The sequence below is a fragment of the Flavobacterium sp. KACC 22758 genome, from assembly GCF_028736135.1.
Lineage (GTDB): Bacteria > Bacteroidota > Bacteroidia > Flavobacteriales > Flavobacteriaceae > Flavobacterium > Flavobacterium johnsoniae.
This window is the reverse complement of record NZ_CP117878.1, coordinates 2,545,011-2,568,114: the sequence shown is the minus strand read 5'-3', so window position 1 is coordinate 2,568,114 and position 23,104 is coordinate 2,545,011. Positions and strand designations below refer to the sequence as shown.

Sequence of the window (23,104 nt, the reverse complement as noted above, 5' to 3'; positions counted from 1 at the left end):
AGCTCCCAAATTTGAACTGCCCCAAAAAAATTAGACACTATTTGGGGCAGTTCAATGCTGGACGTATCTATTTCTATTCAATAATTAAAATTTTAGATTCCTTTTCAATCACAAAAATGGTTAAATTATAAAACACCTAATCTGTACCACTACCAAAAATGGCCGGAATTTCTTCCGGCCATGACTGCAAAATTGGAACTTTTTTTAATCTTTAAATAAAAGAACTTTATAATATTCTTTGTTATCCGTTTCTATCAGCCATATTCCTTGATTAGAAAAAATGGTTTCAAAATAAACTGCATTTCCCTTACTGGGAATTGTTTTTAAATAGCTATCCATCGTTGGACTAAGATCCATCGCTACAAACGAAACAGGTGAAAATGCTTTATTCTTCAAATCCCTTTTATCATATGTATTGTTAATGAAAGCTCTTGTTCTAGCGAAACTTGTTGTATTATTATAATCTACTCTATTCATTTTCAATACAGTACCAGAAGTTTTATCTACAACGGCATAATTAGAAAACTCAGTAGCTTCATTTACAGAATTAGTAAAAAGCAGTTTTCCATTGTATTCAAATAAATTCAGCTTGAAGCTCAAACCGCAGCATACATCTTCAAAATATTTATCTTTAAGCGGATTAATAGATTCCCATATTTTATTTCCATCTTTATCAAACTTAAAAATATAGAATCCAACAGGGTCAAAACCTTTATGAATTTTAGATTTTTTATTGGTATAGATTCCATAAACATATATATCGCCATTAGAATCTTCGTAATAATTATTGACTGCCTGTACATCCCAAACAAAATTGTCAACATAACCGGCACCACAGGAAGATAAAACAAAAAAGTTGTCTTTTAAATTTAATTTCAACGCTGTATCCTTTATCCTCTTACCTTGCATATCATAAGTAGTTTTATAAATAGCAGTTTCATTCAGATCGTTTGAAATTGATTTTGTAACCATATCAAAAGTATCATTTGTTTTTATTCTGCAGCTAAAAGTCACTCCTTCCGTTGATTCAATTAATGAATTTCCTTTTAATAAATCTAATTTAGGAGTGTCTAATTTTACTCTGTTTTTCTGGTTGGCTTTTAAATCAAAAACCTCTAAATAAAGTTCATCTTTTTCAAAATTAATCTTGTCTTTCCCTTTCTGATTTGTAAAGCCCAAATCATAAAAATCATTAAAAGAATTATAAAAGGTACTATAAAAAAAAAGACTGCCTAAAGACTCTCCTAATCTCTGTTTAAATTGATTATTACTATTTACAGCTCCAAAATAATTATTGTTTATTTTTTTAATATCATCCTTCTTAATACTGCCATTATAAACATTGTTTAGATAATATTTTAAATCTGATCTAGTTGATATTTTATCGCCTCCATAAGCCTTAAAAGAATTTTCAGTTACAGAGAATGTACAATTGCCTAATTTTTCATTTTCAAACAAAGCAGATTTGCTGCCCTTTTCATCAAAACTATAGGCAGATTTTGTCACAAAAAAAATGGTTTCACCATCCAAAATACCTACAGGCGCCGTTTCTCCTTTAAAAATTACAAGCTTTTTAGAGTTAGGAAGATATCTATATCCTGTGGGTTCATTCTTTTTTTCATATTTTTCCTCAACAATCACAGTTTGCGCTGATAAATAAACAGAAGAAAATAAGGCAATACTAAAAAGTATTCTTTTCATAAATTTTGTTTTTGGTTAAATTTCGATTCAAAAGTAAAAAAATTCCCATTGTATCAATAAAAAAAACTCTCATTTCTGAGAGCTTTCACTGTTATTGAAATAATATTTTACAATGAGCTGGCTTTTATTCTTACGATTTTTCCACCTGCACAACAACCAAATCGATTTTCTGCTTCTTGAGCCATAAACCTATTTGTTTTTTTGACTTTTAGCGATAACAGTTTCATGAGATCATTGCGGCGTTTGCTATTTTGAGGAAAACGAAAATCCTGTATTGATAAGCAGCTGCACAATTGGGTTCGAATACCTGTTTCACAATCCAAAACAGGGCTCCTCAAGAGCCCCAGCCCCGATAGAAGCAGAAATCCTTCTGCGCCGGGGTTCGGAGCAAAAGATTAGAGCGGATAGCGGGAAAAGCTCCTGAAAAACAACATTTAAACCTAAAATAATATAACTTGCCCCCTGATCACCTGACCGCTATTCTATAAATACAGCCCCTTATGATGTAAAAAAAACTCCTCTGCCACGTATCACAGGTGCATAAAGGATTTAAATGAATACGGCTGTATAAACTACATCCCTAAAAAAAATAGAAACCAGAAAAGCATCATTTATTTTCTTGTTTAAAAGCGGAACTGCTATTTTTTGGGTGCAAAAACTAGAACCGTTTTTTATAAATGTTTAGTAATTTAAATTTTGTCGCAAAATCGTGGCACCTGCAGTTTTAGAAACCAAGAAATTCAGCAAAAACAATACGTAAGAAGATCAGGTTAGAAACTGTATTAAAAAATTTTGATCATGGGTATTCAGTTTAAAATTGCCGCTATTGCATGGCTCTTTAAAATCCATCTTTGCCCGATTTTTATCTTATACTTTTTCGGATTGTGTTACGCGATAATCATGACCATCAGATTCATGGCCATCTACTTGATCAAAAACTGTTTCAAGGATATCCAGTTTAAGATCGTCATCGAAAGCAAAGCCGTTCTCGCGCTGTTGCGCCTCTATTTGGAATTGTATTTTGAAGAAATAAATTTTCTAACTCCTTGAATACTTCTTCTAAAGGAGCTTCTTTAAACAGCAATTCTAAAATTCAGTCTTTTAAAAATCCATAAGACAAATTTGTGTTTATTTTATAATCTAATTTTGTGTTTTTGATTCTTAACCTTTAATTCTTCTTCCAAATCGTTTACAATAATTGACTGCATCTTATTGCAAGATTATGCTTGCTCATACATTAGAAAATCGTACTCATTACATTTTTTTCATTATAAAGTCTATTAGTTGGTATTTTTAATAAAGAAATTAAAAAATAGGTATAAAACTCTAAAATTCTAATCATATGAAAAGCAAAAAAAAATTTACCGGCGCCGTCGGTGCGTGGCTGACTAATGAGCTGCATCCAGCAAACGCGTCCTACAGCTCACCCAACAGCAATTTTAGTTCTATTAAGCTCAACGGGATATACAGCACCCTTGATTACCTGAGCATCGGCTGGTTTGGCGTGGATATGAGCAACCCCAGCAGTCCGACCCTGCAAACCAGTAACACATATCTTGCACAACAGGTTTTAGATGCCCGTGCACAAAACCCGGACATCACCATATTTGCTTTACTGGCCTATACCCAAGAAATCACCAGCGATCTGCAAACGATCATCAACGACCCCGCCCTGCTGACCACTTTTGCAGCCAATGTTGCCAGCTTTCTGGCTGACAATGACCTCAATGGTTTCGACATTGATTGGGAGCAGCCCACGAGCCAACTCTCTGATAAGCAATGCGGCCACTTGCTCAACGCATTGGGTAAGGCTTTTGGGGATACCTATTATCTGGCCATTTCGGCGAGTTCTAACCAGTCCGGGAATGTCAACAACCTGAATGCGGATGCTGTGAATACCAATGTGGATGTGTTCAATTTGCAAAGTTACTGGGTTAGCGATCCCAGCGTATTTATTGCACACGGCATCAATGCCGATCTATTGGGATTCGGTGCTTATTTAGAAAGTGGTGTCACTGCGCTTTATGCTTCTCAGCAATACGCTGCTGGGATTCAGTACCAGAGTAAGCAATACCCCTACCAAACTATGATGAGCTGGCGGCTTGATTCTTCCAACTGGCCTTTCGAGCAAAGTCAGCAGCTATTGATGCGACCATACCTGACCGGCCAGCCCGATGTGGTTGTGTTCGACGATGGAGCCATCTTGAATGCGCAAACTACTCCTACAATTATTCAAAGTATCGTTATCCGCAGCGGAGATGTTGTGGATGCCATCCAATGTACCAATGCCAGCAGCGACGGCTCGTATGTGGTACAACTATTACAACACGGCGGTGATGGCGGCAATGCGAATAATCCGATCAATCTCACAAATGGCCTCACCGCTTTCAGTTACGTAACAGGCTACTGGTACGGACAAAATGTGGTAGTTCAAATCACCATCAACGGCACAAGTTATCCCGCCGCCATTAATCCCAATGTAGTTGATACACAAAATTTTCAGGTGACTGCTCCGGCGGGTAGAACTATTATTGCATTCAGTGGACAAACCTGTTATGTGAATTTGGCAGGCGGAGGTTTCAGTTGGGTGTTATCGCAGATCAACGGAGTATTCGGTTAGTGATTTTTTTATTCCTCTGGTGCTCGTATGCAACGAGTGCCTGCATAATATTTAAAAGATAATTGTAGCGTTTGTAAAGCGGGCAATAAAAAAAGGTTCTTATTACGTTTTATTAAGTAGTGAGTATCTAAAAAGCCACATTGCAAACGCTTTGATTTAGTTTATACAAGTAAAAGGGTACTCGTTCAAAACAATCAACAGATTGAGTGGATTTGCCTTCAATTTTGCCACAAAACGTTAAGGCGGCTTTTAAAGATATTTGACCATTCTAAGTTTTGTGACAGAATCGTGGCACATGGATATTTTGCAAACTAGAAATCCAGAAAAAACAAGGTCTGGCGAGTTTAGGTTCGAAACTGTATACGGCAAAAAATTACAAAAGCCATTAGTTCGAGTTTTATGGCAAAATCGTGACACCTGCAGTTTTAGAAAACTGTAAACGTAATAAAATCAAAGATTTTCGGCTTTAGGTTCTAAACTATATTACCCTAACTCCAGGGTTAATGTTTGATAACAAAATCAAATAGCAATCTATAAATACGAAACCTGCTATTCCAACCAATCTCTCTAACTGTTCAAAATAAAAGATAAAACAGTGTAAAACAAAACTAACTAACTAACTAACTAACTAACTAACTAACTAACTAACTAACTAACTAACTAACTAACTAACTAACTAACTAACTAACTAACTAACTAACTAACTAACTAACTAACTAACTAACTAACTAACTAACTAACTAACTAACTAACTAACTAACTAACTAACTAACTAACTAACTAACTAACTAACTAACTAACTAACAACCAATATCTACCGTAGAAGCTTCAAGTATCCACTGAAAAGCACTGGTTTGAATCCAGTCGAGATCGAATGACAAAGCAAAAATAAGAATCGAAGAACTGTTAGATACAATCCAGCCTGAACTACTATTTTTTCAGCGGTTTAGATCATTTCGTTCCCGAAATTATCCGATATCCCCAGCATTTTTTTCGTAATTTTATATATCCTATTGTTAAATTTAAAATCAGATCATCAATGAACTATAAAGAGGCTGGCCGTAGAATTATTAATTTAAAGAACAATGATTTAGAACTCAGGGATAGGCTCCTGCAAAGCGGCGACCTTTCAGAAGGTTACAACAAGGAAATGGAGGCCATGCATAATAAAAACGCACTGATTTTAGAAGCCATAATTGATAAAATCGGATACCCCAGCATTGACAAAGTCGGTAAAGAAGCAAGTGAAGCAGCGTGGTTAATTATACAGCATGCCATTGCACAGCCCAGATTTTTAAAAAGGTGTCTTAACTTATTGGAATATGCCGTTAATGAGAATAAGGCAGATTCAAAGCATTTAGCCTACCTGACAGACAGAATAGCTGTTTTTGAAGACCACGCTCAGCTTTATGGAACACAATTTGATTGGGATATAGCAGGACAATTAAGTCCCAGTACTTTTGACGACATCCAAAAAGTTAATCGCAGAAGAGAAAAAATTGGTCTTAATTCCCTAGAAGAACAGACTGAAATTATTAGAAATAGGATAAAAAATGAAAACCAGACCCCGCCTGTAGATTTTGAAGAAAGAAAACACAAATTCAATGAATGGAGAAAAGCGGCAGGCTGGATTAAATAAAAAATGAATATTGTAAAAGGATCAAATTAGTTAAGTCTTTATGCATTTCAAGTAATTCAATCTGTTGACGGCTGCTTCCTGGACAGAGTATTAATCCAATACTTGTCCAGCCATCGCAGATACAATTCAATCTAGCCTTTTTGCTTAGCTTAAAAATTCTCTAATTTTAATTCTAGCACTACAAGACGTTTTAGCTTACGATAATTAAAAGATTATTTTCAAAAAAAATCCTTAAAAGTTTTTCACAGCTAGTTGTAAAAAATTTATTTCTACCACTCACAAGACTTTATAATAACAGATAAAAAAACAAAGTATTACAAACAAAAACTACACTTTAAAATTCCCATACGACAGCATCATAAAAAAAGCCCTTAATCACAATTTGATTAAGGGCTTAAAAATGAATTTTAAAATCTTATTTGACTTTACCTCTTATTTTTATTCTGGTAACGGTAAGATTTCCATATTTTTCTAAATCTTCTTTAGTCCATTTGTACTGTGTTTCTTTCGATCTCTTATTAATATCCCAGTCTAATGTTTCTTTAATGTAAACATAAAATCCCAATGGAATACTGTCTGTGGGAAGTCTAAGTACTTCATCGTGTGATATAAAATAGAAAGAAAAATAAGAATGCTGGTCTATTTCTGCTCTTACCAATTTCAACTCTGGTTTAATTTCTTTCAACAGGTTTTTTAAAGGCTTATTAATAAAAAGCTGTTCATTTTCTTTTAATTTATTTACATCATTGGGAGTCTGAACCAGTTGCTGCGCCTTAGAGCTTGTATTTACAATTAATAGTAGTAGTAATGCCGGAATAATTTTGATTGTATTTTTCATATTGTTAGTTTTTATTAATTACATGGTGATGGTGCAAATCTGTTACGGGTTACACCATCATTATCAATATATTCTGTTGCTTTTAAAGGCGTAAATTTGCCGTTTTTTTCTTTCATAATAGTTATTCCGGCATTATATTTTTCCAGCATATGGTTCATTGCTGTAGATCTTCCTTCATTTGAATCTCCTAATCCTCGCACCTTCCCCAGATCTAATAGGTCAAATAAAGGTTCAGGAAATTCAGGAGAGTATTCCGGTGTTATATCAGCAGGATAATTGGCCACAAATGCTTTGGCCTCATTAGGATTTACAAGTACTATTGCATAGGTCTCACCTCCCGTAAAAATATACGTTGTCCGGATAAGATTGTTATTATTATACATCTGCAAAATGGCATATATATCTCCTGATGAGGGAGGCGTATTATCAGGATGGTTATGCAGAACGGCAAAAGCTCCCTGCCTTACCATTACAGCTTCAACATTATAGCATGTACCATTTTTCATTTCGGTCTCGTATATTGTTCCACTTGCAGAGTTTGTTAAAGTAATGCTGTGCTCAATAGTTGGATCAGCACTAAGAATTTTATTTTTAGCCGATGTAAACGTCGAATTCTGAGCAACTCTGTAACCGCTCGTACTAAATAATCATACCATTTTTGATTGCCGATAAAATGACAACGCGATATGAAAGTGCCTTTTTGGATTAAAGACAGTACTAAGAAAAAAATAAAAACCACTCTGTGAATAAGAGTGGTTTTTTTAGATATAAGTGAGAAATTTTGAATGCTAATGTACAATTTACGTTAATCTAAATACTTAAAAGTTTTAATTAACGACAAGTAATTTTCGAAATTTTCTAGTTTAACATTATATAAAAGTATTATCACTTTATCGTCAGTATAAGCCTTTGAAGTTCTACCAGAATATCCATTTTTTAAAGCATCTTCATCATATTTTCTTTTGTTCCAGTAAGGATCTATTCTTTTATAAATCTCATTGTCATTAGTCTCACGGAGCGTCCATTTTCCTGACGAACCCTCGTTTTTATACCCTGAATAAATATAAATTATCTCTTTATTATCATATTCAAAATAAAATTCATTACTTGAAATCTGCCAATTTTTAATTTTCTTTGGAAGATTTACTTTAAAACTAGTTGGATAATATATTTCTTTGTCAGCTGTTGATTTGATCTTTGATTTATAAATGAATTCATTATAGCTATCCATATAATAAAAATCCATATAATCAGTATGTATTTTTTTACCGTGATCTAAATATGTATTGCAAGAAGAAGTAATTATCACAGCTATTATCGTTAAAAAGATTTTTTTCATGGAGTATTAATTTTTTTAATTGCATTTTGTAAATCAGAAAACTCTATAGTAATAATCGGGTTGTTTTGAGTATCATAAAATCCTGCAGTAGGTGTAAATTTTACCTCAGGAGTACCTCCAATTTGTCCAGATGGTAAAGGCTGAACTTCTTCTTTATACCCTAAAACAACTGACGGTTCAGTATACCCTCTATTATTTGAAGGTTTGACATCTTCAGCCGAACCTTTTGGTAATCCATAACTAGTGACATTTCCAGAAGCATCATATGTATTTGGATGCAAATGTATATCTGATATTGTAGTACTGCCTTTGGAATCTAAGTCAGCCTTAGCGTCCTTCCATTGAACGTTACTTACTTCTCCTGCTTTTGTTCCTGTAACAACCTTTGATTCTCCGTTTGTGCCACGTATAAAGCCTTGTTCTGTCTGAGTTTTATCCCCAGACGCAAAATCGTAGATTCCTTTCATTTTAGCGCTCTCTGAATTTGAAAAAGTACTTACCACGTGACCTTTTTCAATTGCACTATTTACATCTGCTTCTTTTTTACTTGTAGTCAAAACCATTTTTTTTGCATTACTGCCATCTTCGACGTGCTTAACTAGTTTACCCCTGAGATTGTAAAAGTCTGTTAGAGGGCTCATTCCATCAGGATCAGTCCATATGACTGGATTATTGAAAGCATAATTATATGGACTAAATCTTCTCATCTGTTCAGCTTTGGGATCAATATTCATCCATCTGCCTAATGCTGGATCGTAATTACGTGCACCATAGTCGTAAAAGTTAAGTCCCAGCTCGTTTTGAAGCTCCTTCCCGTTGTACTTATACTTATAAGGGTTTATGACTATTTTTACAAGTTTTTACTTGTTAAATAAAACTATTCTAAGAACATGATTTTGCAGGATAAACTTACTGTTTTACTGCTTAAATCCAAAAATAAATCTTAAACAGCAGTAAAAATCACTAAACTTTTACTGAAGCAAATTGTCCGTCGATTTAATCTTTTTAAATGAGTTCTAAGTGTCAAATTCTTCCTTTCAATATGGCTTGTATCGAAACGCTTGACAGAATGCATTTCCTCATCAATCAGATACCTGTAGTTTTTAAGTCTGTCAGTAAATATCTTTTTTGCTTCTGATAATTTCAAAGTTTCCAAAACATGGTTCAAGGTTTTATTGGTTCGTTTTCCAACATTAAAACTCACAACTGTTTTAGAATTCTTTTACAAAGCATAAACCAGCCAGATGTAATTTTTCTTATGCCTAATATAAGTGCACAGCTCATCAACTTAATAAGTTTTGTCTCTACTGATACTTGGCTTAACAATGCTTGTGGCAATTGAGATGATTCTTTCAATAATGTTGTGGCTGATATTTCCAGTATTCTTGCAGTGCTTCTTATTCCTAATCCCTCTTTGGTTAATTGAACAATCTTTTCATTAATCTCTAATTTATAAGGTTGATTTGTATAATATTCTATAAAACGGTACGAGCACATTTTACAATAGTACTGCTGTTTATTATTTTTTGTTCTCCCCTTTTTAATAACCTTTTGCCTTTATATTTTGGACAATTCATACCATCACTAACTTTAGAACACTATGTCGCATTTTTACTCATTTTATCTCATTTAAGGCAATATTAAACCAAAAAAGATGAGCATTACTGCTCATCTTTAAATTATTTATTTCTAAAAACTTTTCAATTTCAAAAGGTTAGAATTTCAAAATATCATATCACTAACTTTGAAACACTACCCACCTAAAGTATACTCTGCTATTGACTAATTATATTTTAATATGCTAATTTTGAGTAAAATCGTTAACATAATACGAACCTAAATAATCATCAAAGGTTATTCCAAATCCATTTTTAAAGAGAAAATAAGCTACATTTAAAACTCCATCATTCTCTTTTATTTTATTATTTATTAAAAACCTTTTTTTATCTGCACTAATAAAAGCATATTTTTTTAAAAAGTCATTTCTATTTAAATTTTTATAATCTTGTTCAATAACTTTATTGATTGTAAAACAAACATGATCTTTTAAATCTACCTCCATAGATAGCTTATGATTTAATATGGCATTAAAATAATCATCATATGCGCCAGAAATCTTGTTTTTCATATATGAATAATAAATTTCCGATGCATCGACCTGACATATTTGCGTATTATTCGCACAGAATAACATATAGTAGTTTACTTTAATAGCTTCATTTTGCTTTTTTTCAATTGAATATAAATCATAATAGTTTATTCCTTTTTCTTTTGAACAAGAAGATAATATTATTACTGTAAATAAAATTCTAATTAAGATTGAACGGTAAACCTCCATAAGTTGTTCTTTTTGGTAAATTAATTAATGCTCTTCCTCTATTTTCGAAATCAACAGCTCGTTTTTCAGCTGGATCTTTTTCGTGTTGCTTTCCGACAGAATCGGCCATTTTTCCACGATCATAATCAAACATATGCCTCATTTCATGAACAACTGTTGTAAAATCGGAATCAGGAACTCCTTCTTGTCTTTCAAAATTTTTTTTATCTTCACTTGAAAAATCAAAAAATGTTGCAGTATCAACAGGTTTGCTATTTTTTACATCTTCGTTTGCTTGGTAATTCTCAAAATCTTTTTCATGAAACTGAGTTGTCACAAAATTTGATTTTTCGTTACCCATTTTTTCACCAATGATATGAGTTTGTTTTGAATTTTCCAATACAAAAAGCCCTGCTTTTAAAACCTTATCGTTAGATCCTTCAATTTTCCTGAAAGCTGAAAGTACCGTATTTAATGTTTTATTACCTTCTTTTGGATCATATCTTGCTCCTTTTCCTCCATTATGATAAAAATTACCATTTCTATACTTTAATTCTTCCTTTGTTGAGCCATCTTTATTTCGGGATAAAAATATAATATCACTTGGTGCCATTCCATCAGGATCAATAAAAAATATTGGATTATTAAAAGCATAGTTGTAAGGACTATACCTTCTCATTTTTTCAGCTAGAGGATCAATGTTCATCCAACGCCCAAGAGCTGGATCATAATTCCTTGCTCCGTAATCGTAGAAGTTAAGCCCCAGCTCGTCTTGGAGCTCCTTACCATTGTATTTATATTTGTAAACAGTTTGATTAATTACTTCTCCCCTCACTTTTTGTTTTAAACCGAAAGGATAATAGTTATTTTCTTCCACAATCTGTAATGACGGCGTAACGGTCAGACTGATATTCTCATAACTAAGACGCACATTTCCCAAATGATCTTTATATTGATAAATATAACTATAAATTCCATTAGTTTTTTTGATATAACCTTCATTATGTGGAAAAAATTTTAATTCATTGATACCACTTCCTAGCTTCTCGTATTGAAAATCAAAAACATACTGTGTTACGGTGACGGTCCCGTTATCATTTACGGTCTTTTTTAGTTTTGTCCCCAAAGCGTCATAATCATAATGAATAGTTCCTTGAGAAAAAGTTATGTCAACAGGCAGGTTCAAATGATTATATGTGATACCGGTGATTCCCTTATTGGCATCCGTTTTTACATTTCCATTTCTGTCATAGCTAAAATCTTCTCCGTTGTTGCCCCCATTTTTAAAACCTTCCATACTTCCGGAACTATCATCAACCTTGAGCAGTTTATTGCCGTTATCATAGCTGTATGTCAAATTATCCATAATCCCCGCCTGCAATGCATCGGCATCCTTATAACCGTTTCTAATCAAACTCATTATGTTTCCGTTTGCATCATAGGTTAAACTTTCATTATACCTGCCGCTGTCTTGCGAGACAGCATTTGTTAGTCTATTTAGGGCATCATAAGTGTAAGTATAGTTTTTAATGTCCGAATTTTGATTTTGCATTTTCCAAAATGTCTGGCTTATATTCCCATTATATAAAGCTTTTAAAGCATCTGTCGGATTATTATAATTAATCTTAAATCCAAAAAGATCATCTGTACCTAATGCAATAGCACCATTATCTGTACTAGAATCATTTATACCTTTTAACCAGCCACGGATATTGTATGTATAGTCAATATTCTGATATCGTGCCTGATTGTTTTTGCCTCCTACTGATTTTTTTATCAACTGCCCTACATCATCATAAAAATTTTCGCAGATAACTTCAGCAGCACTGCCATTTAACGACTGGGTTTGTTTTTTTAATCTGCGGGCAGAGTCATAAGTAAATACATCCGTAACAGTTAGCGTCGTTCCTTCTTTTACATGTTCAGTTATGGTTTGTGTCGGTTTACCAACAAAATCGAGCTCTTTCTTGACTTTATGGACAGCTCCAAGGTAGCTGTTTTTACAATAATTATAGATATCTCGTCCTTTATTATCATAATATATAACATTGGTAATCCAATCAGGTTTACCCAGAACGCGTATTTTACTTCCGGTACTTAATGATTTAACCTGATTACTTGGTGCAAGAATACCTACATTTTCCGGCGTTCCTCCATCGATATCAAAATTATAGTCATCATAGTAGTTTATGGTCAACAAATCAATATCGTCAGTTGGAAAAGCAGAATTGCTGTAGTATACAATTGTATTATTTATAGTAGTGCTTTGTGTCTTTGTCTCATATAAAACAGAACTATTGTCTGCCAGTCCCTGCAATGCTGTCCTGGTAATCAGCTTGGTATATTCACCTGTATACACTAAACGTTCAAAAGCATCATATTTAGTAAAAAACCATTTGTTCTGAAGCCTTGAATTGCCATCCTGGGTTAAAATCACACGATCAAGTTTATCATAAATACTGAACTCCCATTCTTTACCAGGCATCTTTTTTTCTACCAATCTGTTTCGTGAATCATATTTGTATTGATAACACAGATCATCTAAAACAGTCTGGGTGCTGGTATCTATCACTGCTGAAAAAGTACTGCCTGCAACCGCATGAAATCCTTTAGAAGGATCGTTTGGATCTGCTTTCAGAAGAATGGAATTACCCGCTTTAAGATGTAATGGATTTGCAGAAGTAACAGTTGCCATAGAAATTATGTCTGCCTGGAGGTTTGTAATGCTGCCCAATAAATCAACCGCCTTAGGAGGTAATACATAGGATAGATTTCCATAAATATCATAAACATAATAAGTATCATGAACTTTTTGAGAAGAAATAATGTTTCCTATATTATCCTTATAATCAGCGTAGGTTCTCTTAAGCACCACCCTTCCTTTTTTATCTTTAAATTCCTCTGTCGTATTGTTTTTACCAGCTGTCCAATTTTCATTTTTGGTAATATTTTTATATAAATCACCAGCTGTGTAATAAACATTTTCTGACAGAGATAACGAAATATCATAAATGTTTTGAGCAGCATTCCATGTAGATACGGAATTGAACATTTTAACTTCTCCGGTTATATTAGTCTGATACTCGAATTTCATTTCATGACCAGAACCTAATTTCCATGAATCTCCCGATGATGCTTGTTTTAATACCCTGTTCAATGGAGAAATTTCAAATTGCTTTTCATTATAGGGATTTGAAGAGTTTTCGTACTTAACAGTATTGTAAAACTGCTGTACACTCTCCAGAGCATTAGTCATGTAAATTCCTCCATTGGTGGTCTTCCCATACGGCAGATACTCTTTGGTCTGCTTTCCATATATATCATATTCAAAAGGGGTTACTATATCTTCCCCGTTTCCACCCCCGCCTATATTGATCTTCTGCATCTGGCGGCCAAGACCATCATAATATATAATATCATCTAATTTATTGGTGGCGGCAAGCCCTTCAATTGTGTTTACTGGTATTGTTGGAGAAATGGTACGCATGTAATTTTCGTTAATATAAAACGTTCCATCAGGACATCCATTTGAAGAGAGTCCGTATTCAAAAGGACACAGATCTAGATTATTGTCTACATAATTATCTGCAGGTTTATCACATTGAATTACAGGTCCCTGGCCGGGATCACCATATCCGTCGTTATCAGCATCTAAATACCAGCTTTTTGCTGCCGACACTAAATGATTTTGGTCATTACAATCCAGATTATTTGGTACATAATTCCACGCCGGCTGATAACAATCTGTTATAGGATTTGAATCTGCATTTCCAAATCCATCACCATCACCATCAAAATACCAATTTTGCATACAACTTAAATCAATACTAAAACCTAAATTAAATCTATTGAAATAAGAATAATTCGGTGTAAGTGAATATACTACTAAATTATTATCTTCGATTTTGGCAAAGAAACCCGTTTCCTGTCCTCCGCTGTAAATAGGTCCTAAAAAAATATTAGGCAGTGTCGTATTTATTGACGCAACAATACCGGTGACATAAGATTGGTTTGAGCTCCACACTGATTCAAAATTCACAGTCAAATAGTTATTTGAAATTTCGATATAGCCGTAAGCACTATCTCCTGAATCATTACTGGTTACTAAATTGCGGGATAGTATTTCCTGATAAAAATCTGGATATTGAACCGATATACAATTATTATTGAAAACTGGTGAATCCTCCCTATGAGATTTAGCACCAAAACAATAAACAAAAGATAAAAACAGTATAAGCAAATATTTTTTCATACCTCTAATATTTATTGTTTATAATTATATTTCTTCTCTGCAATAATATTCCCTGCCGCATCCCTGCTGCTCCTTAAGCGGTTAAATTCATCGTATTCATAATACGTGGTATAACCTTTCGGATCAGTGATTGATGTCACACCTATGAGAGGAGCATAAGTATAAGTAGTTATCAGTCCTTTATTTAAAACTGGGCTGTTTCTCAAATTTGTAAAGGCATCCATTAATTCACTTTGAATAAAACCATTCGATTTAGTCTTCAACTGAGCAATTAAATCAGATGGAATTTCATTGTATGCAATATTCTCGAGTTTTGCGATTGGATATTCATTATTGTATCCCCAAATAACAGATGTTGATACATTATCAGCCTGTTTAAACTGAAGCAGACGGCCTTCCATATCATATTTTTCAAAAACAATGTTATTGTTTTTGTCACTGGTTTTATTCTCTTTAACTTCTCTAACTAAAGGCATACCCCCGTTATTCAAATAACCTGCGGCAGTATCGAAATAGATTTTTTTGTTATAAATGTCGATGTCGTCTACAAACCTGCTTTCCAGCACAGCAAGCATGATATTGTTCTTCTGCTTTAATACAGCCATCCCATTTTCATTTAATATGTCAAAGCAATATTTGTAGACGCTTTTATGCTTTTTACCATCACTATTTGTCATTACTTCAGTTGTTTTTAAAGTTGGAAATTCTGCTGAATAGCTGTATTCTGTATTAATTTCAGTACCGGCTGTTAAATTATTCAGATCATATTTCACTTCCCTTGTTTTATCGAGTACATAAATATCATTTTTAAAAGTATACTTTCCGATATTAAATACCTGCTCAGTTCCACTGCTGTTAGCAGCAAACTGCGAAATGGAAAATCCGTAAGACTGGTACTGACCGGAAGGATTTATTTTTTTATAGGTATTCTCAAGAGTATAAACAGTCTTATCTAAACTATTTTTATAGATTTTCTTTGTTAGAAAGCCTCTTTCATTAAAATTATTAACTGAAGGTGGAGAAAAAGGTTCTTCAAAAGGATTAATATCCAGAACACTATACAGAGTATTAATATCTGTTCTGTATCGTCTGTAATCAATCTGGTTTCTTATATCAGGATTAGTTAAAAAGCTTGTAAAAAAATTAATTTCAGAACTGTTATCAGGATATCTCACTTTTACTTCTTCGTATTTCACATTCGAACCATTAAGATCAAATAGCTGTCGTAATGAATGTGATGACATCTTATAGAAACTCCAGTTATGGCCATCACTGATAACTACTCCATCTGAAGTATATTTTGGAGTTGCGTAACTTGTTCCGCTGCTGGATGCCGAATTTCCTTTTCTATAAATATAATCTCTGGCTACTGCACCGCCATACTTAAAATTCTCTGTTATTCGACTGATTCTCAATCCACCCGTTGGTGAGTTAGCACCGGATGCATCAAAATCATTTAATTCAAAATCAAACGAAATACTTCCGCCGGTTGGATATGTTATTTTCTGAAGTATATTGGCTTTAGTTCCTTCAAAATTTGGAGCCCTGTTAAGTGCGTTTCCTGTATTAAGAATTGTTTCGCCATTTTGATTGAAGTATCCCCAATGATCAATCTGCGGCGACATTCTGCTTGGTAAAAGTACGTTTTGGTTATACTGGAATTGATAAAGCTGTTGTGTTGCCAGGGATGATTCCTGCGAAATACCATCAAGTTTAAGACGTTTGCAATCCGGACTAGTGCATCCTGGAGATGCAAAATAACTGTGATTAAAATTAATTTTTCTCACAACAGAAGCATTTTTATTTATTAACTGGATATTATCAATCTTATAACTGTTAATCAAATCCTCACGCAGTGACAATGAATTAAATTTTACATATCCGTTAGCAGAAACTATTTTGTCCAGATAGACTGGATTTGTAACTGTATTAGTAACAGTTATAAACTGGACAGAATTTATTACAGGATTTCCCGGAAAATACTTCGCTGTCCTAGACTCTGATTTACTCTCAAATGAATATGGGCTGCCACTTTTATATTCAAAAGTAATTTTATCCCCTGTGGCACTTTCTATTTCGCAAAGGTACCATGAAGATACTCTTGGTGCAGCAGTTACAGTGTCAATATTTCCACCAGTATTAAAGGTAGTTGTAATTCCAATTTTTTCAATTGAAGCCGGTGTTGTTCCGAATTTATATTTATTTCCTTGACCATCAATTATTGTCCAGTAATTATCAACTTTTTTTGGGCCCAAAGGAGGCTGAATCTTTAAATCCTGATGGGGCAGCATCACTATGTCCCCATCAGCAGTAAAAACAAATTTCCCTTGAAAATTTAAAAAATTAAAATAAAAAATATCCGGCTCAGTATCTACTACTCTATTATTTGCACTTCTGATATATACCGCATCCCAATTTTGATTTACAAGTTTTCCTTTTTGATTAAGCCCTATAAAGCCGTTATCTACATCGTCTGGCATACCAGCAATAACACGTGATATAACACCTCCCGAATTTAAGGTCCACCCAGTTCCCGCCCAGCTTGGCACCTCATTAACTTTTATCCCGGCTGCATGATACGATACACTTATAGGAACCTCAATATCATTATTTTTAATAGACAAGAGAGGATAACTGATAGTGGGAATTCCTGTATCCAGACTCACTGGAAGGTTTACATATTCAATTAATGAAGAAGCATTAGGACTGGCAGGAAATATATTAGTGTTTTGTGCCTTGACAATTAAACTTATCAAGCAGCAGAAGAAAGCAATAAATTTCATATCGTTTATTTATATTAGTGAGAAAAAACAACCAGAAAGGGTATCTATCCCAATCCTAACAACGCTTCCTGAGCTATTTGAAATATTAACCGCTAAGCTTGAGGTATAAATTTGGCCAGCCGCCAAAATTGAAAAAAATGCAAAAAAACAAAAGGTAATTTTTCTTTTCATATGGTTTATTTTGAGTTAGTAACTTTTTCAATTCTCAATAATTTCTTCTTTAGGAATTCAATCTCACCAGCCTGTTTCTCATTTTTTTTCCCCTGCTCAATTACATATAAAGTAAGTTCTTCAATTTTCTGCAGAAGTTTAGCATTCATTTCCCCGAGATTAATCCCGTTTTTCAAAACCTCTTCTTCGTTTGGAATATTTACTAAGTGCCCTTTCTCAGTAATGTGTTTTTCAACTTCTTCAAGTGTTGGCAGCTTATATTCTTTTTTAAATACAAAATCTGACCAGCCTGTCATATCTACTTTTACCTCTTTTGAATGTATGGTTCCGTTTACATCCAATTTATTTGTTGGATTCATTTTACCTATTCCCACATTACCATTTCCAAGTATTCTCAACTTTTCGGTTTGTCCAGTTGCGTGAGTTTCCTGGGTAAAAAATTGCAAACCATATGTATTATATCCTGCACTTTCAGTGATTGTACGCACCGATGTCCCAAATGTATCGTAATTGGTAATATTAATTGAATGGGCAATCATAATTGCTGATTGATTATCAACGTTTGCAAAATTTCGAACCAATATATTACCGTTGTCAACTTGAAGTTTTGCCATTGGACTCCCTGTACCAATACCAACATTAGCATTACCTGAAGTTCCCTGGATAATACCTGAGGGAGTGTGTATCTGAGCATTCACCGCCCAATAACAAAACACCGCTAAAAAAATGTATACTTTCGTTTTCATACTTACTCTTCTAATTTGTTTATCTTTTTTTATCAACATAATTTATTTTTTATCTCAATAATGCGGGACATCATTTCCTTAATTTTCTGAAGACGTTTTTACATTCATTTCTTCCAGATTAATTCCGTTTTTCAGCACTTCTCTTCATTTGGAATATTTTCTTTATGGCCATTCTCAACAATATGGTTTTCAGCTTCTTGAAGTTTCGTCCGACTATACTCTTTTAAATTCAATTTCAAACCCTGATCATAAATCCAATCATCTGCTAAATATATTCTAAGTCATGTATTTCCATTCTTACTGTCACCTTAAGATTCAGTTCTAACTAAATGACTTTATCCTAATCCATTAAAAAAATATTGAATTACCGGCATAACTTTGTTTAACCCCCATAGTTACATTGCCTGAAAGCGGCAAATCATTTTGGGCTGTAACTCCCCATTTCACTGCTAAAAGAAAAAACATTCCAAAAATTAATTTCACTTTCTGGAATGCCACTCGGTTTAATCTTTTTTATTTCTTCATTTGTTTTTTCATCTTTCTTAATTTCAATCCCATACAAATTCAATTCCAGTAAGATTATTTTAGTTGTTGTTCAATTTTAAAAATTCTAGCTGCTAAATCTTTCATAGAATCTTTTTCTTTTTCTAATTCTTCAATTTTTTTTCCTTGACTTACTATTTTTTTATTTTGCTCCACAATGTACAGAGTCATTTCTTCCATCTTTTTTAAGAGAGCCATATTCATTTCGGCCAGCATCAAACCGTTTCTTTCAATTTCTTTGGCTGATGGAATTTCAGGAAGATGTTTGTTTTCTCTAATGTAACTTTCAACCTCTTCAAGAGATTTAAGTTTGTAATCACTTTCAAAGACGTAATCAGGAACTAACGGTCCAAGCATATCAACACGAACTTCCTGTGCATGTATTTTACCTTTTACTGTTAATTTTTCATCAGGAGATATAGTTCCAATTCCAATTCTGCCATTTTGAATATAATGGTCTCCGATACCGCTAATTCGCAACAAACCATTTGAAGTAACATCGTAATTCAATTGATTGGAAACCGTAAAGTTAGAAATGGTTGTGCCAGTAGGAGATTCATTAATTTTAATCTGATTAAAATCAGTAACAGTATCTACTTTCTGCTGCTGATAAGAAATCTTAATATTATATGAACCATAATTTTGAACATCAAAAAAAACAGGAAGCTGTTTATTTATGTAGCCTCCATAAGAAGAACTTATATCAATCGGAGTTCCTAACGTTATTTTTCCCAAAGATTGATCTCCTTGATTTTCAATTAATTTAAGAACTGCAGAACCAGAATTAATACCTTGGCCGTATCCATTTTGCAGAACATATTTTTTATAGTCAGTAGAGAAAAATTTTTGGTAGATTTCTATAATAATAATACCGCCATTTTGCCAATGAAAAGAATTATATCCAATATTTGCTATTTCATATCTTTTTGCTTCAGGGGTTGTAGAAGTTAAACCCTGTATTACCGTGGTTTGTAAACCATTTTGATTAATTGTTGTTTGGGAATGCGCAGTAATAAAGAAAAAGAAAGTTACTAAAATATAAAAGGGATTTCTCATTATTTTGATTTTGAAAGTTGGTTTATTTTTTGCTCTAAATTAAATAGTCTTTGATCTTGCTCTTCTAAAAGCTCTTTCTGTGCTTCATTCGCATTTTTCATTTCAATCATGTAAAGAGTCAGTTCCTCAATCTTCTGAAGCAGTTTTGCATTCATTTCCCCAAGATTAATTCCATTTTCCAAAACTTCTTTCTCGCTTGGAATGTTCTCTAAATAACCTTTTTCGGCTATATGTTTCTCCACTTCTTCCAATGTCGGCAGTTTATATTCTCTTTTAAAAACAAAATCGGACCAGCCTGTCATGTCTACTTTTACCTCTTTGGAATGGACTGTGCCGTTGACATCTAGTTTATTTGTAGGTCTAATAACTCCTATACCAACATTTCCATCTCGCAGAATACGAACGGAAGCACTATTAGAGAGATAACCAGGCACTTTAAGATCTGTAAAATCTCCCGTATCAACTGTATAGCCTGTTACTATTATTGATGTATTGCTCCATGCACTATTTCCAACTGACATCTTAACACCATGGTTATTCCCCACAGAAAACGACGAAGTAGATTGATAAACACCTATTGATAAAGTCCCTCCAATGTTTTGATTTCCTGCCAAGTAATTGTCACCTAGAGAAGTTACGAGTTCGTTCCATGGATTCCAGTAATTGTAATCACCATTTCTTGTTCTAAAAGAAATACGGTTTGCTCCATAATCAGAACTAATTTGTGTATCATAACCGTTTGACGCTCCCCCATAACTAATAAGTGAACCATTCCAAGGAGTACCCGCCGATGAATATGAGAAAGTATATCCTCCTTTAAAAGCATCTGCTGCTCCTGGAGATACAATATTATAAGTAGGATTTAGAGTTTGCGCTTGTATGCTAAAAACTATTATTATACAAAACAGCGTAAATTGCAGCTTTTTCATTTTCTGGTTTTAAGATATTCGATTTCTTTATTTTGTTTTTTTATTTCTTCGTTTTGTCTTTCATTCTCTTTCTTCATTTCAATCATATACAAAGTCACCACCAACCCGTTCTTTTCTATTTGCTGGGCGGAAGGGGTTTCAGTCATAGTCGCGCGGCTCTGGTCTGTACCAAGTGATACCGTCGGCAACATCACGTCCGTCATTAACACTGCCAAAATTTATTGAATTATGCGGTTCGAATGTCTGTGCAGCCAGAAGCTGGCAAAAGGCTGCGGTAATTCCAAGATATATAGCTTTTGATTTCACGTTTATTCGTTTAAAATTCTGAGTACAATCACGCGCGCAAATAAACAAAAGGATTTTATATTTTTTTTACGGGATTCCTCATTTTGCAGTTTTTTTACTATTTATTTAAACTTTGGAAAATAAAGCGCACAATGATATCTTAAAATCTATAAACAATTATCTATAATCGAGATATAAATAGAAGTTTCGACTGCATTTACAATTGAAGGCCATGCAAAAAATTTTGCCATCAAAGCACTAAGGAAAATGGAAATAATTTCCTTCCGAGAAATAATGATATATAACTGTAAATTAAAAGCCCCTGAAAACAAAAATGTTTCCAGAGGCTTCACTTGCCTGACTAAGCTTATTTTATTTCGATCTCATCGCCCGTATCAATTTTGAATTGCGTCTGTCTGCCCTTGAATTCTGAAGGGACACCACAGACCAGATTGCTGCCGGAATCCATCCGATCAGAGTGATCTGCAGTATCAAGCACAGCAGGGCTGTCAACAGTTTTCCGCGAAGCAGAAATGACAGCGAGGGAAAAAATATAGCAATTAAAGTCATCATAGCTTTTAGTTTTAATGTTCTTTACAATTAAGAGCGATGGATACAAAAATCCATTCCCAGTATAAGACGTTACTTATGCTGTTTTGTTTCATAAAACAGCAGATCATTTCGGGTTCAGTAGGAACGAATCTTTTTAATCATTTTCTCCAGAGTATGTATGGCTATGTTCTTATCATTCTCCTCTGCATTATAGGATTTGCTTCTGACGGACTGATATCATAAATTTCTTTTAAAGGCAGTTGACAGATGCGGTACTATCCTTTGAAATACAAGGCTCATGGATCTGGATTTCACAATCCGTGCTTCATCAGCAGCCCGCAGAATAATTCCAATCTGATCGGTAGAAAGATCACATTCCAGCTTATTTTCTTTTTTCTCATCTCCCCCAGCCTCTTTAGATCTGACTGCTAAAATTTCCAGCTGCTTTTCCAGATATTGGATTTCATTTTCAAACCAGCTGCCGACAACTGTTTTAAGATGCTGCATCCCTGCCTTAAAAAACAGTTTTTCATTGGAATAAATCTGATTGAATTCCTTCCAATAAAAAGAAAGCAGACTGAGTTTTCCGGCAATATCTTCTTCCAATTCCACTTTTGAAACCAGACGTTTGATGAGCAGGTTTATATAAACGGAACTATTAAAATTCAACCCAATAAGTGTTTGATCAAGCGCAGAAAACACTCCCTGATCTTTGAAATCATCGACCAGCAACAATTCACCTAAGAGCGTTCTTTCATAGAGCATCTGGCGAAATGTTATCCTGTCTCTTTCCTGCATGGAAAATGATTCTAGTACCTCCTTGATCACCACATTTAAAACCAAATTCATTTCATTATTTTCCGCTTTTCTTTTCTGAAGTTTTTTTAATTTCAGTTGCAGCTCTTTTCTGGACACCAGCAGATAGGTGGTCGGAACCCGCTCATCTAAACTCAGATAACTGGAAAACCGCTGCTCCAAAAACGACAACAGCTCGTCCAGACATTTAATAATAAGCTCGGCAGTTTCTGATACAGACGGTAACTGAAATACACTGTGCCTTTGATTGTCCAGCATCGTATCCAAGAGAAAAATTAAGGTCGAATGATACTTTCTGACCAAAAGCCGAATCTCCCTCTTTCGTCGAAGGGCAAATATTTCATTTTTAATCCTTACCTGAATCCTCCCCGACTCTTTTACAGCATGTTCTGAAATAACAGCCAGTTCAGCTTCTGACATCTGGCTCAGATCTGTTTTAACGGGGTTAAAATGCACCAGTATCAAAGCATCCAGCCATTCTAAAGGATAGTTATGGTTCATCATTTTCATATTTTAA

At 34.0% G+C, this 23,104-nt stretch carries 16 protein-coding genes and 2 pseudogenes; 2 read left to right on the top strand and 16 right to left on the bottom strand.

Going from position 1 to position 23,104, the window contains the following annotated elements:
- Positions 1-204 precede the first annotated feature (204 nt).
- Complete coding sequence (locus PQ462_RS10985; RefSeq protein ID WP_274253515.1) at positions 205-1,701, bottom strand: hypothetical protein; 1,497 nt, start codon at positions 1,699-1,701, stop codon at positions 205-207.
- A gap of 1,342 nt (positions 1,702-3,043) precedes the next feature.
- Here PQ462_RS10985 and PQ462_RS10980 point away from each other — a divergent pair.
- Both PQ462_RS10980 and PQ462_RS10975 read left to right on the top strand, forming a co-directional pair.
- A complete protein-coding gene (locus PQ462_RS10980) occupies positions 3,044-4,321 on the top strand; it encodes a glycosyl hydrolase family 18 protein (RefSeq protein WP_274253513.1) in 1,278 nt (425 codons plus the stop codon).
- Between the two features lie 1,039 nt (positions 4,322-5,360).
- Positions 5,361-5,960 (top strand): DUF6624 domain-containing protein, encoded by a 600-nt coding sequence (locus tag PQ462_RS10975; protein WP_274253512.1) that lies wholly within the window; start codon positions 5,361-5,363, stop codon positions 5,958-5,960.
- 415 nt (positions 5,961-6,375) lie between these two features.
- Here PQ462_RS10975 and PQ462_RS10970 read toward each other — a convergent pair whose 3' ends face one another.
- From PQ462_RS10970 to PQ462_RS10900, 15 genes and pseudogenes are all read right to left on the bottom strand, one after another.
- A complete protein-coding gene (locus tag PQ462_RS10970; RefSeq protein WP_274253511.1) occupies positions 6,376-6,798 on the bottom strand; it encodes a hypothetical protein in 423 nt (140 codons plus the stop codon).
- 14 nt (positions 6,799-6,812) lie between these two features.
- Entirely contained in the window at positions 6,813-7,304 is a 492-nt protein-coding gene (locus PQ462_RS10965; protein WP_274253510.1) for a hypothetical protein, read from the bottom strand.
- A gap of 299 nt (positions 7,305-7,603) precedes the next feature.
- The gene (locus PQ462_RS10960) at positions 7,604-8,137 is read right to left on the bottom strand and encodes a hypothetical protein (protein ID WP_274253509.1); all 534 of its coding nucleotides are present in this window, start codon (positions 8,135-8,137) and stop codon (positions 7,604-7,606) included.
- Between the two features lie 638 nt (positions 8,138-8,775).
- A pseudogene (locus tag PQ462_RS24045) lies at positions 8,776-8,970 on the bottom strand (RHS repeat domain-containing protein); the annotation flags it as partial.
- Positions 8,971-9,061: 91 nt separating this feature from the next.
- A pseudogene (locus tag PQ462_RS24040) lies at positions 9,062-9,714 on the bottom strand (IS1 family transposase).
- Between the two features lie 224 nt (positions 9,715-9,938).
- The gene (locus tag PQ462_RS10945) at positions 9,939-10,475 is read right to left on the bottom strand and encodes a hypothetical protein (protein ID WP_274253507.1); all 537 of its coding nucleotides are present in this window, start codon (positions 10,473-10,475) and stop codon (positions 9,939-9,941) included.
- Positions 10,447-14,706 (bottom strand): RHS repeat domain-containing protein, encoded by a 4,260-nt coding sequence (locus PQ462_RS10940; protein WP_274253506.1) that lies wholly within the window; start codon positions 14,704-14,706, stop codon positions 10,447-10,449. The genes PQ462_RS10945 and PQ462_RS10940 overlap by 29 nt, the downstream gene beginning before the upstream one ends.
- 11 nt (positions 14,707-14,717) lie before the next feature.
- Positions 14,718-17,489 carry an RHS repeat domain-containing protein gene (locus tag PQ462_RS10935; RefSeq protein WP_274253505.1) on the bottom strand — a complete coding sequence of 924 codons (2,772 nt, stop codon included), beginning with the start codon at positions 17,487-17,489 and terminating at the stop codon, positions 14,718-14,720.
- 9 nt (positions 17,490-17,498) lie between these two features.
- Complete coding sequence (locus PQ462_RS10930) at positions 17,499-17,660, bottom strand: hypothetical protein (protein WP_274253504.1); 162 nt, start codon at positions 17,658-17,660, stop codon at positions 17,499-17,501.
- 5 nt (positions 17,661-17,665) lie between these two features.
- Positions 17,666-18,406: a hypothetical protein gene (locus PQ462_RS10925; protein WP_274253503.1), complete on the bottom strand. Its 741-nt coding sequence runs from the start codon at positions 18,404-18,406 to the stop codon at positions 17,666-17,668.
- 579 nt (positions 18,407-18,985) lie between these two features.
- Positions 18,986-20,005 carry a tail fiber protein gene (locus tag PQ462_RS10920; protein WP_274253502.1) on the bottom strand — a complete coding sequence of 340 codons (1,020 nt, stop codon included), beginning with the start codon at positions 20,003-20,005 and terminating at the stop codon, positions 18,986-18,988.
- Positions 20,005-20,934, bottom strand: coding sequence for a hypothetical protein (locus PQ462_RS10915; RefSeq protein WP_274253501.1), 930 nt, complete (start codon positions 20,932-20,934; stop codon positions 20,005-20,007). Before PQ462_RS10915 ends, PQ462_RS10920 begins: the two co-directional genes overlap by 1 nt.
- Positions 20,931-21,149 carry a hypothetical protein gene (locus PQ462_RS10910; protein WP_274253500.1) on the bottom strand — a complete coding sequence of 73 codons (219 nt, stop codon included), beginning with the start codon at positions 21,147-21,149 and terminating at the stop codon, positions 20,931-20,933. Before PQ462_RS10910 ends, PQ462_RS10915 begins: the two co-directional genes overlap by 4 nt.
- 442 nt (positions 21,150-21,591) lie before the next feature.
- Positions 21,592-21,789: a YqaE/Pmp3 family membrane protein gene (locus PQ462_RS10905; RefSeq protein ID WP_274253720.1), complete on the bottom strand. Its 198-nt coding sequence runs from the start codon at positions 21,787-21,789 to the stop codon at positions 21,592-21,594.
- 219 nt (positions 21,790-22,008) lie between these two features.
- Positions 22,009-23,097: a hypothetical protein gene (locus tag PQ462_RS10900; RefSeq protein ID WP_274253499.1), complete on the bottom strand. Its 1,089-nt coding sequence runs from the start codon at positions 23,095-23,097 to the stop codon at positions 22,009-22,011.
- Between the last annotated feature and the right edge of the window lie 7 nt (positions 23,098-23,104).

Coding starts and splice junctions, on each gene's coding strand:
- PQ462_RS10985 (WP_274253515.1), bottom strand. CDS start 1,701: ATGAAAAGAATACTTTTTAGTATTGCCTTATTTTCTTCTGTTTATTTA.
- PQ462_RS10980 (WP_274253513.1), top strand. CDS start 3,044: ATGAAAAGCAAAAAAAAATTTACCGGCGCCGTCGGTGCGTGGCTGACT.
- PQ462_RS10975 (WP_274253512.1), top strand. CDS start 5,361: ATGAACTATAAAGAGGCTGGCCGTAGAATTATTAATTTAAAGAACAAT.
- PQ462_RS10970 (WP_274253511.1), bottom strand. CDS start 6,798: ATGAAAAATACAATCAAAATTATTCCGGCATTACTACTACTATTAATT.
- PQ462_RS10965 (WP_274253510.1), bottom strand. CDS start 7,304: ATGAAAAATGGTACATGCTATAATGTTGAAGCTGTAATGGTAAGGCAG.
- PQ462_RS10960 (WP_274253509.1), bottom strand. CDS start 8,137: ATGAAAAAAATCTTTTTAACGATAATAGCTGTGATAATTACTTCTTCT.
- PQ462_RS10945 (WP_274253507.1), bottom strand. CDS start 10,475: ATGGAGGTTTACCGTTCAATCTTAATTAGAATTTTATTTACAGTAATA.
- PQ462_RS10940 (WP_274253506.1), bottom strand. CDS start 14,706: ATGAAAAAATATTTGCTTATACTGTTTTTATCTTTTGTTTATTGTTTT.
- PQ462_RS10935 (WP_274253505.1), bottom strand. CDS start 17,489: ATGAAATTTATTGCTTTCTTCTGCTGCTTGATAAGTTTAATTGTCAAG.
- PQ462_RS10930 (WP_274253504.1), bottom strand. CDS start 17,660: ATGAAAAGAAAAATTACCTTTTGTTTTTTTGCATTTTTTTCAATTTTG.
- PQ462_RS10925 (WP_274253503.1), bottom strand. CDS start 18,406: ATGAAAACGAAAGTATACATTTTTTTAGCGGTGTTTTGTTATTGGGCG.
- PQ462_RS10920 (WP_274253502.1), bottom strand. CDS start 20,005: ATGAGAAATCCCTTTTATATTTTAGTAACTTTCTTTTTCTTTATTACT.
- PQ462_RS10915 (WP_274253501.1), bottom strand. CDS start 20,934: ATGAAAAAGCTGCAATTTACGCTGTTTTGTATAATAATAGTTTTTAGC.
- PQ462_RS10905 (WP_274253720.1), bottom strand. CDS start 21,789: ATGACTTTAATTGCTATATTTTTTCCCTCGCTGTCATTTCTGCTTCGC.
- PQ462_RS10900 (WP_274253499.1), bottom strand. CDS start 23,097: ATGAAAATGATGAACCATAACTATCCTTTAGAATGGCTGGATGCTTTG.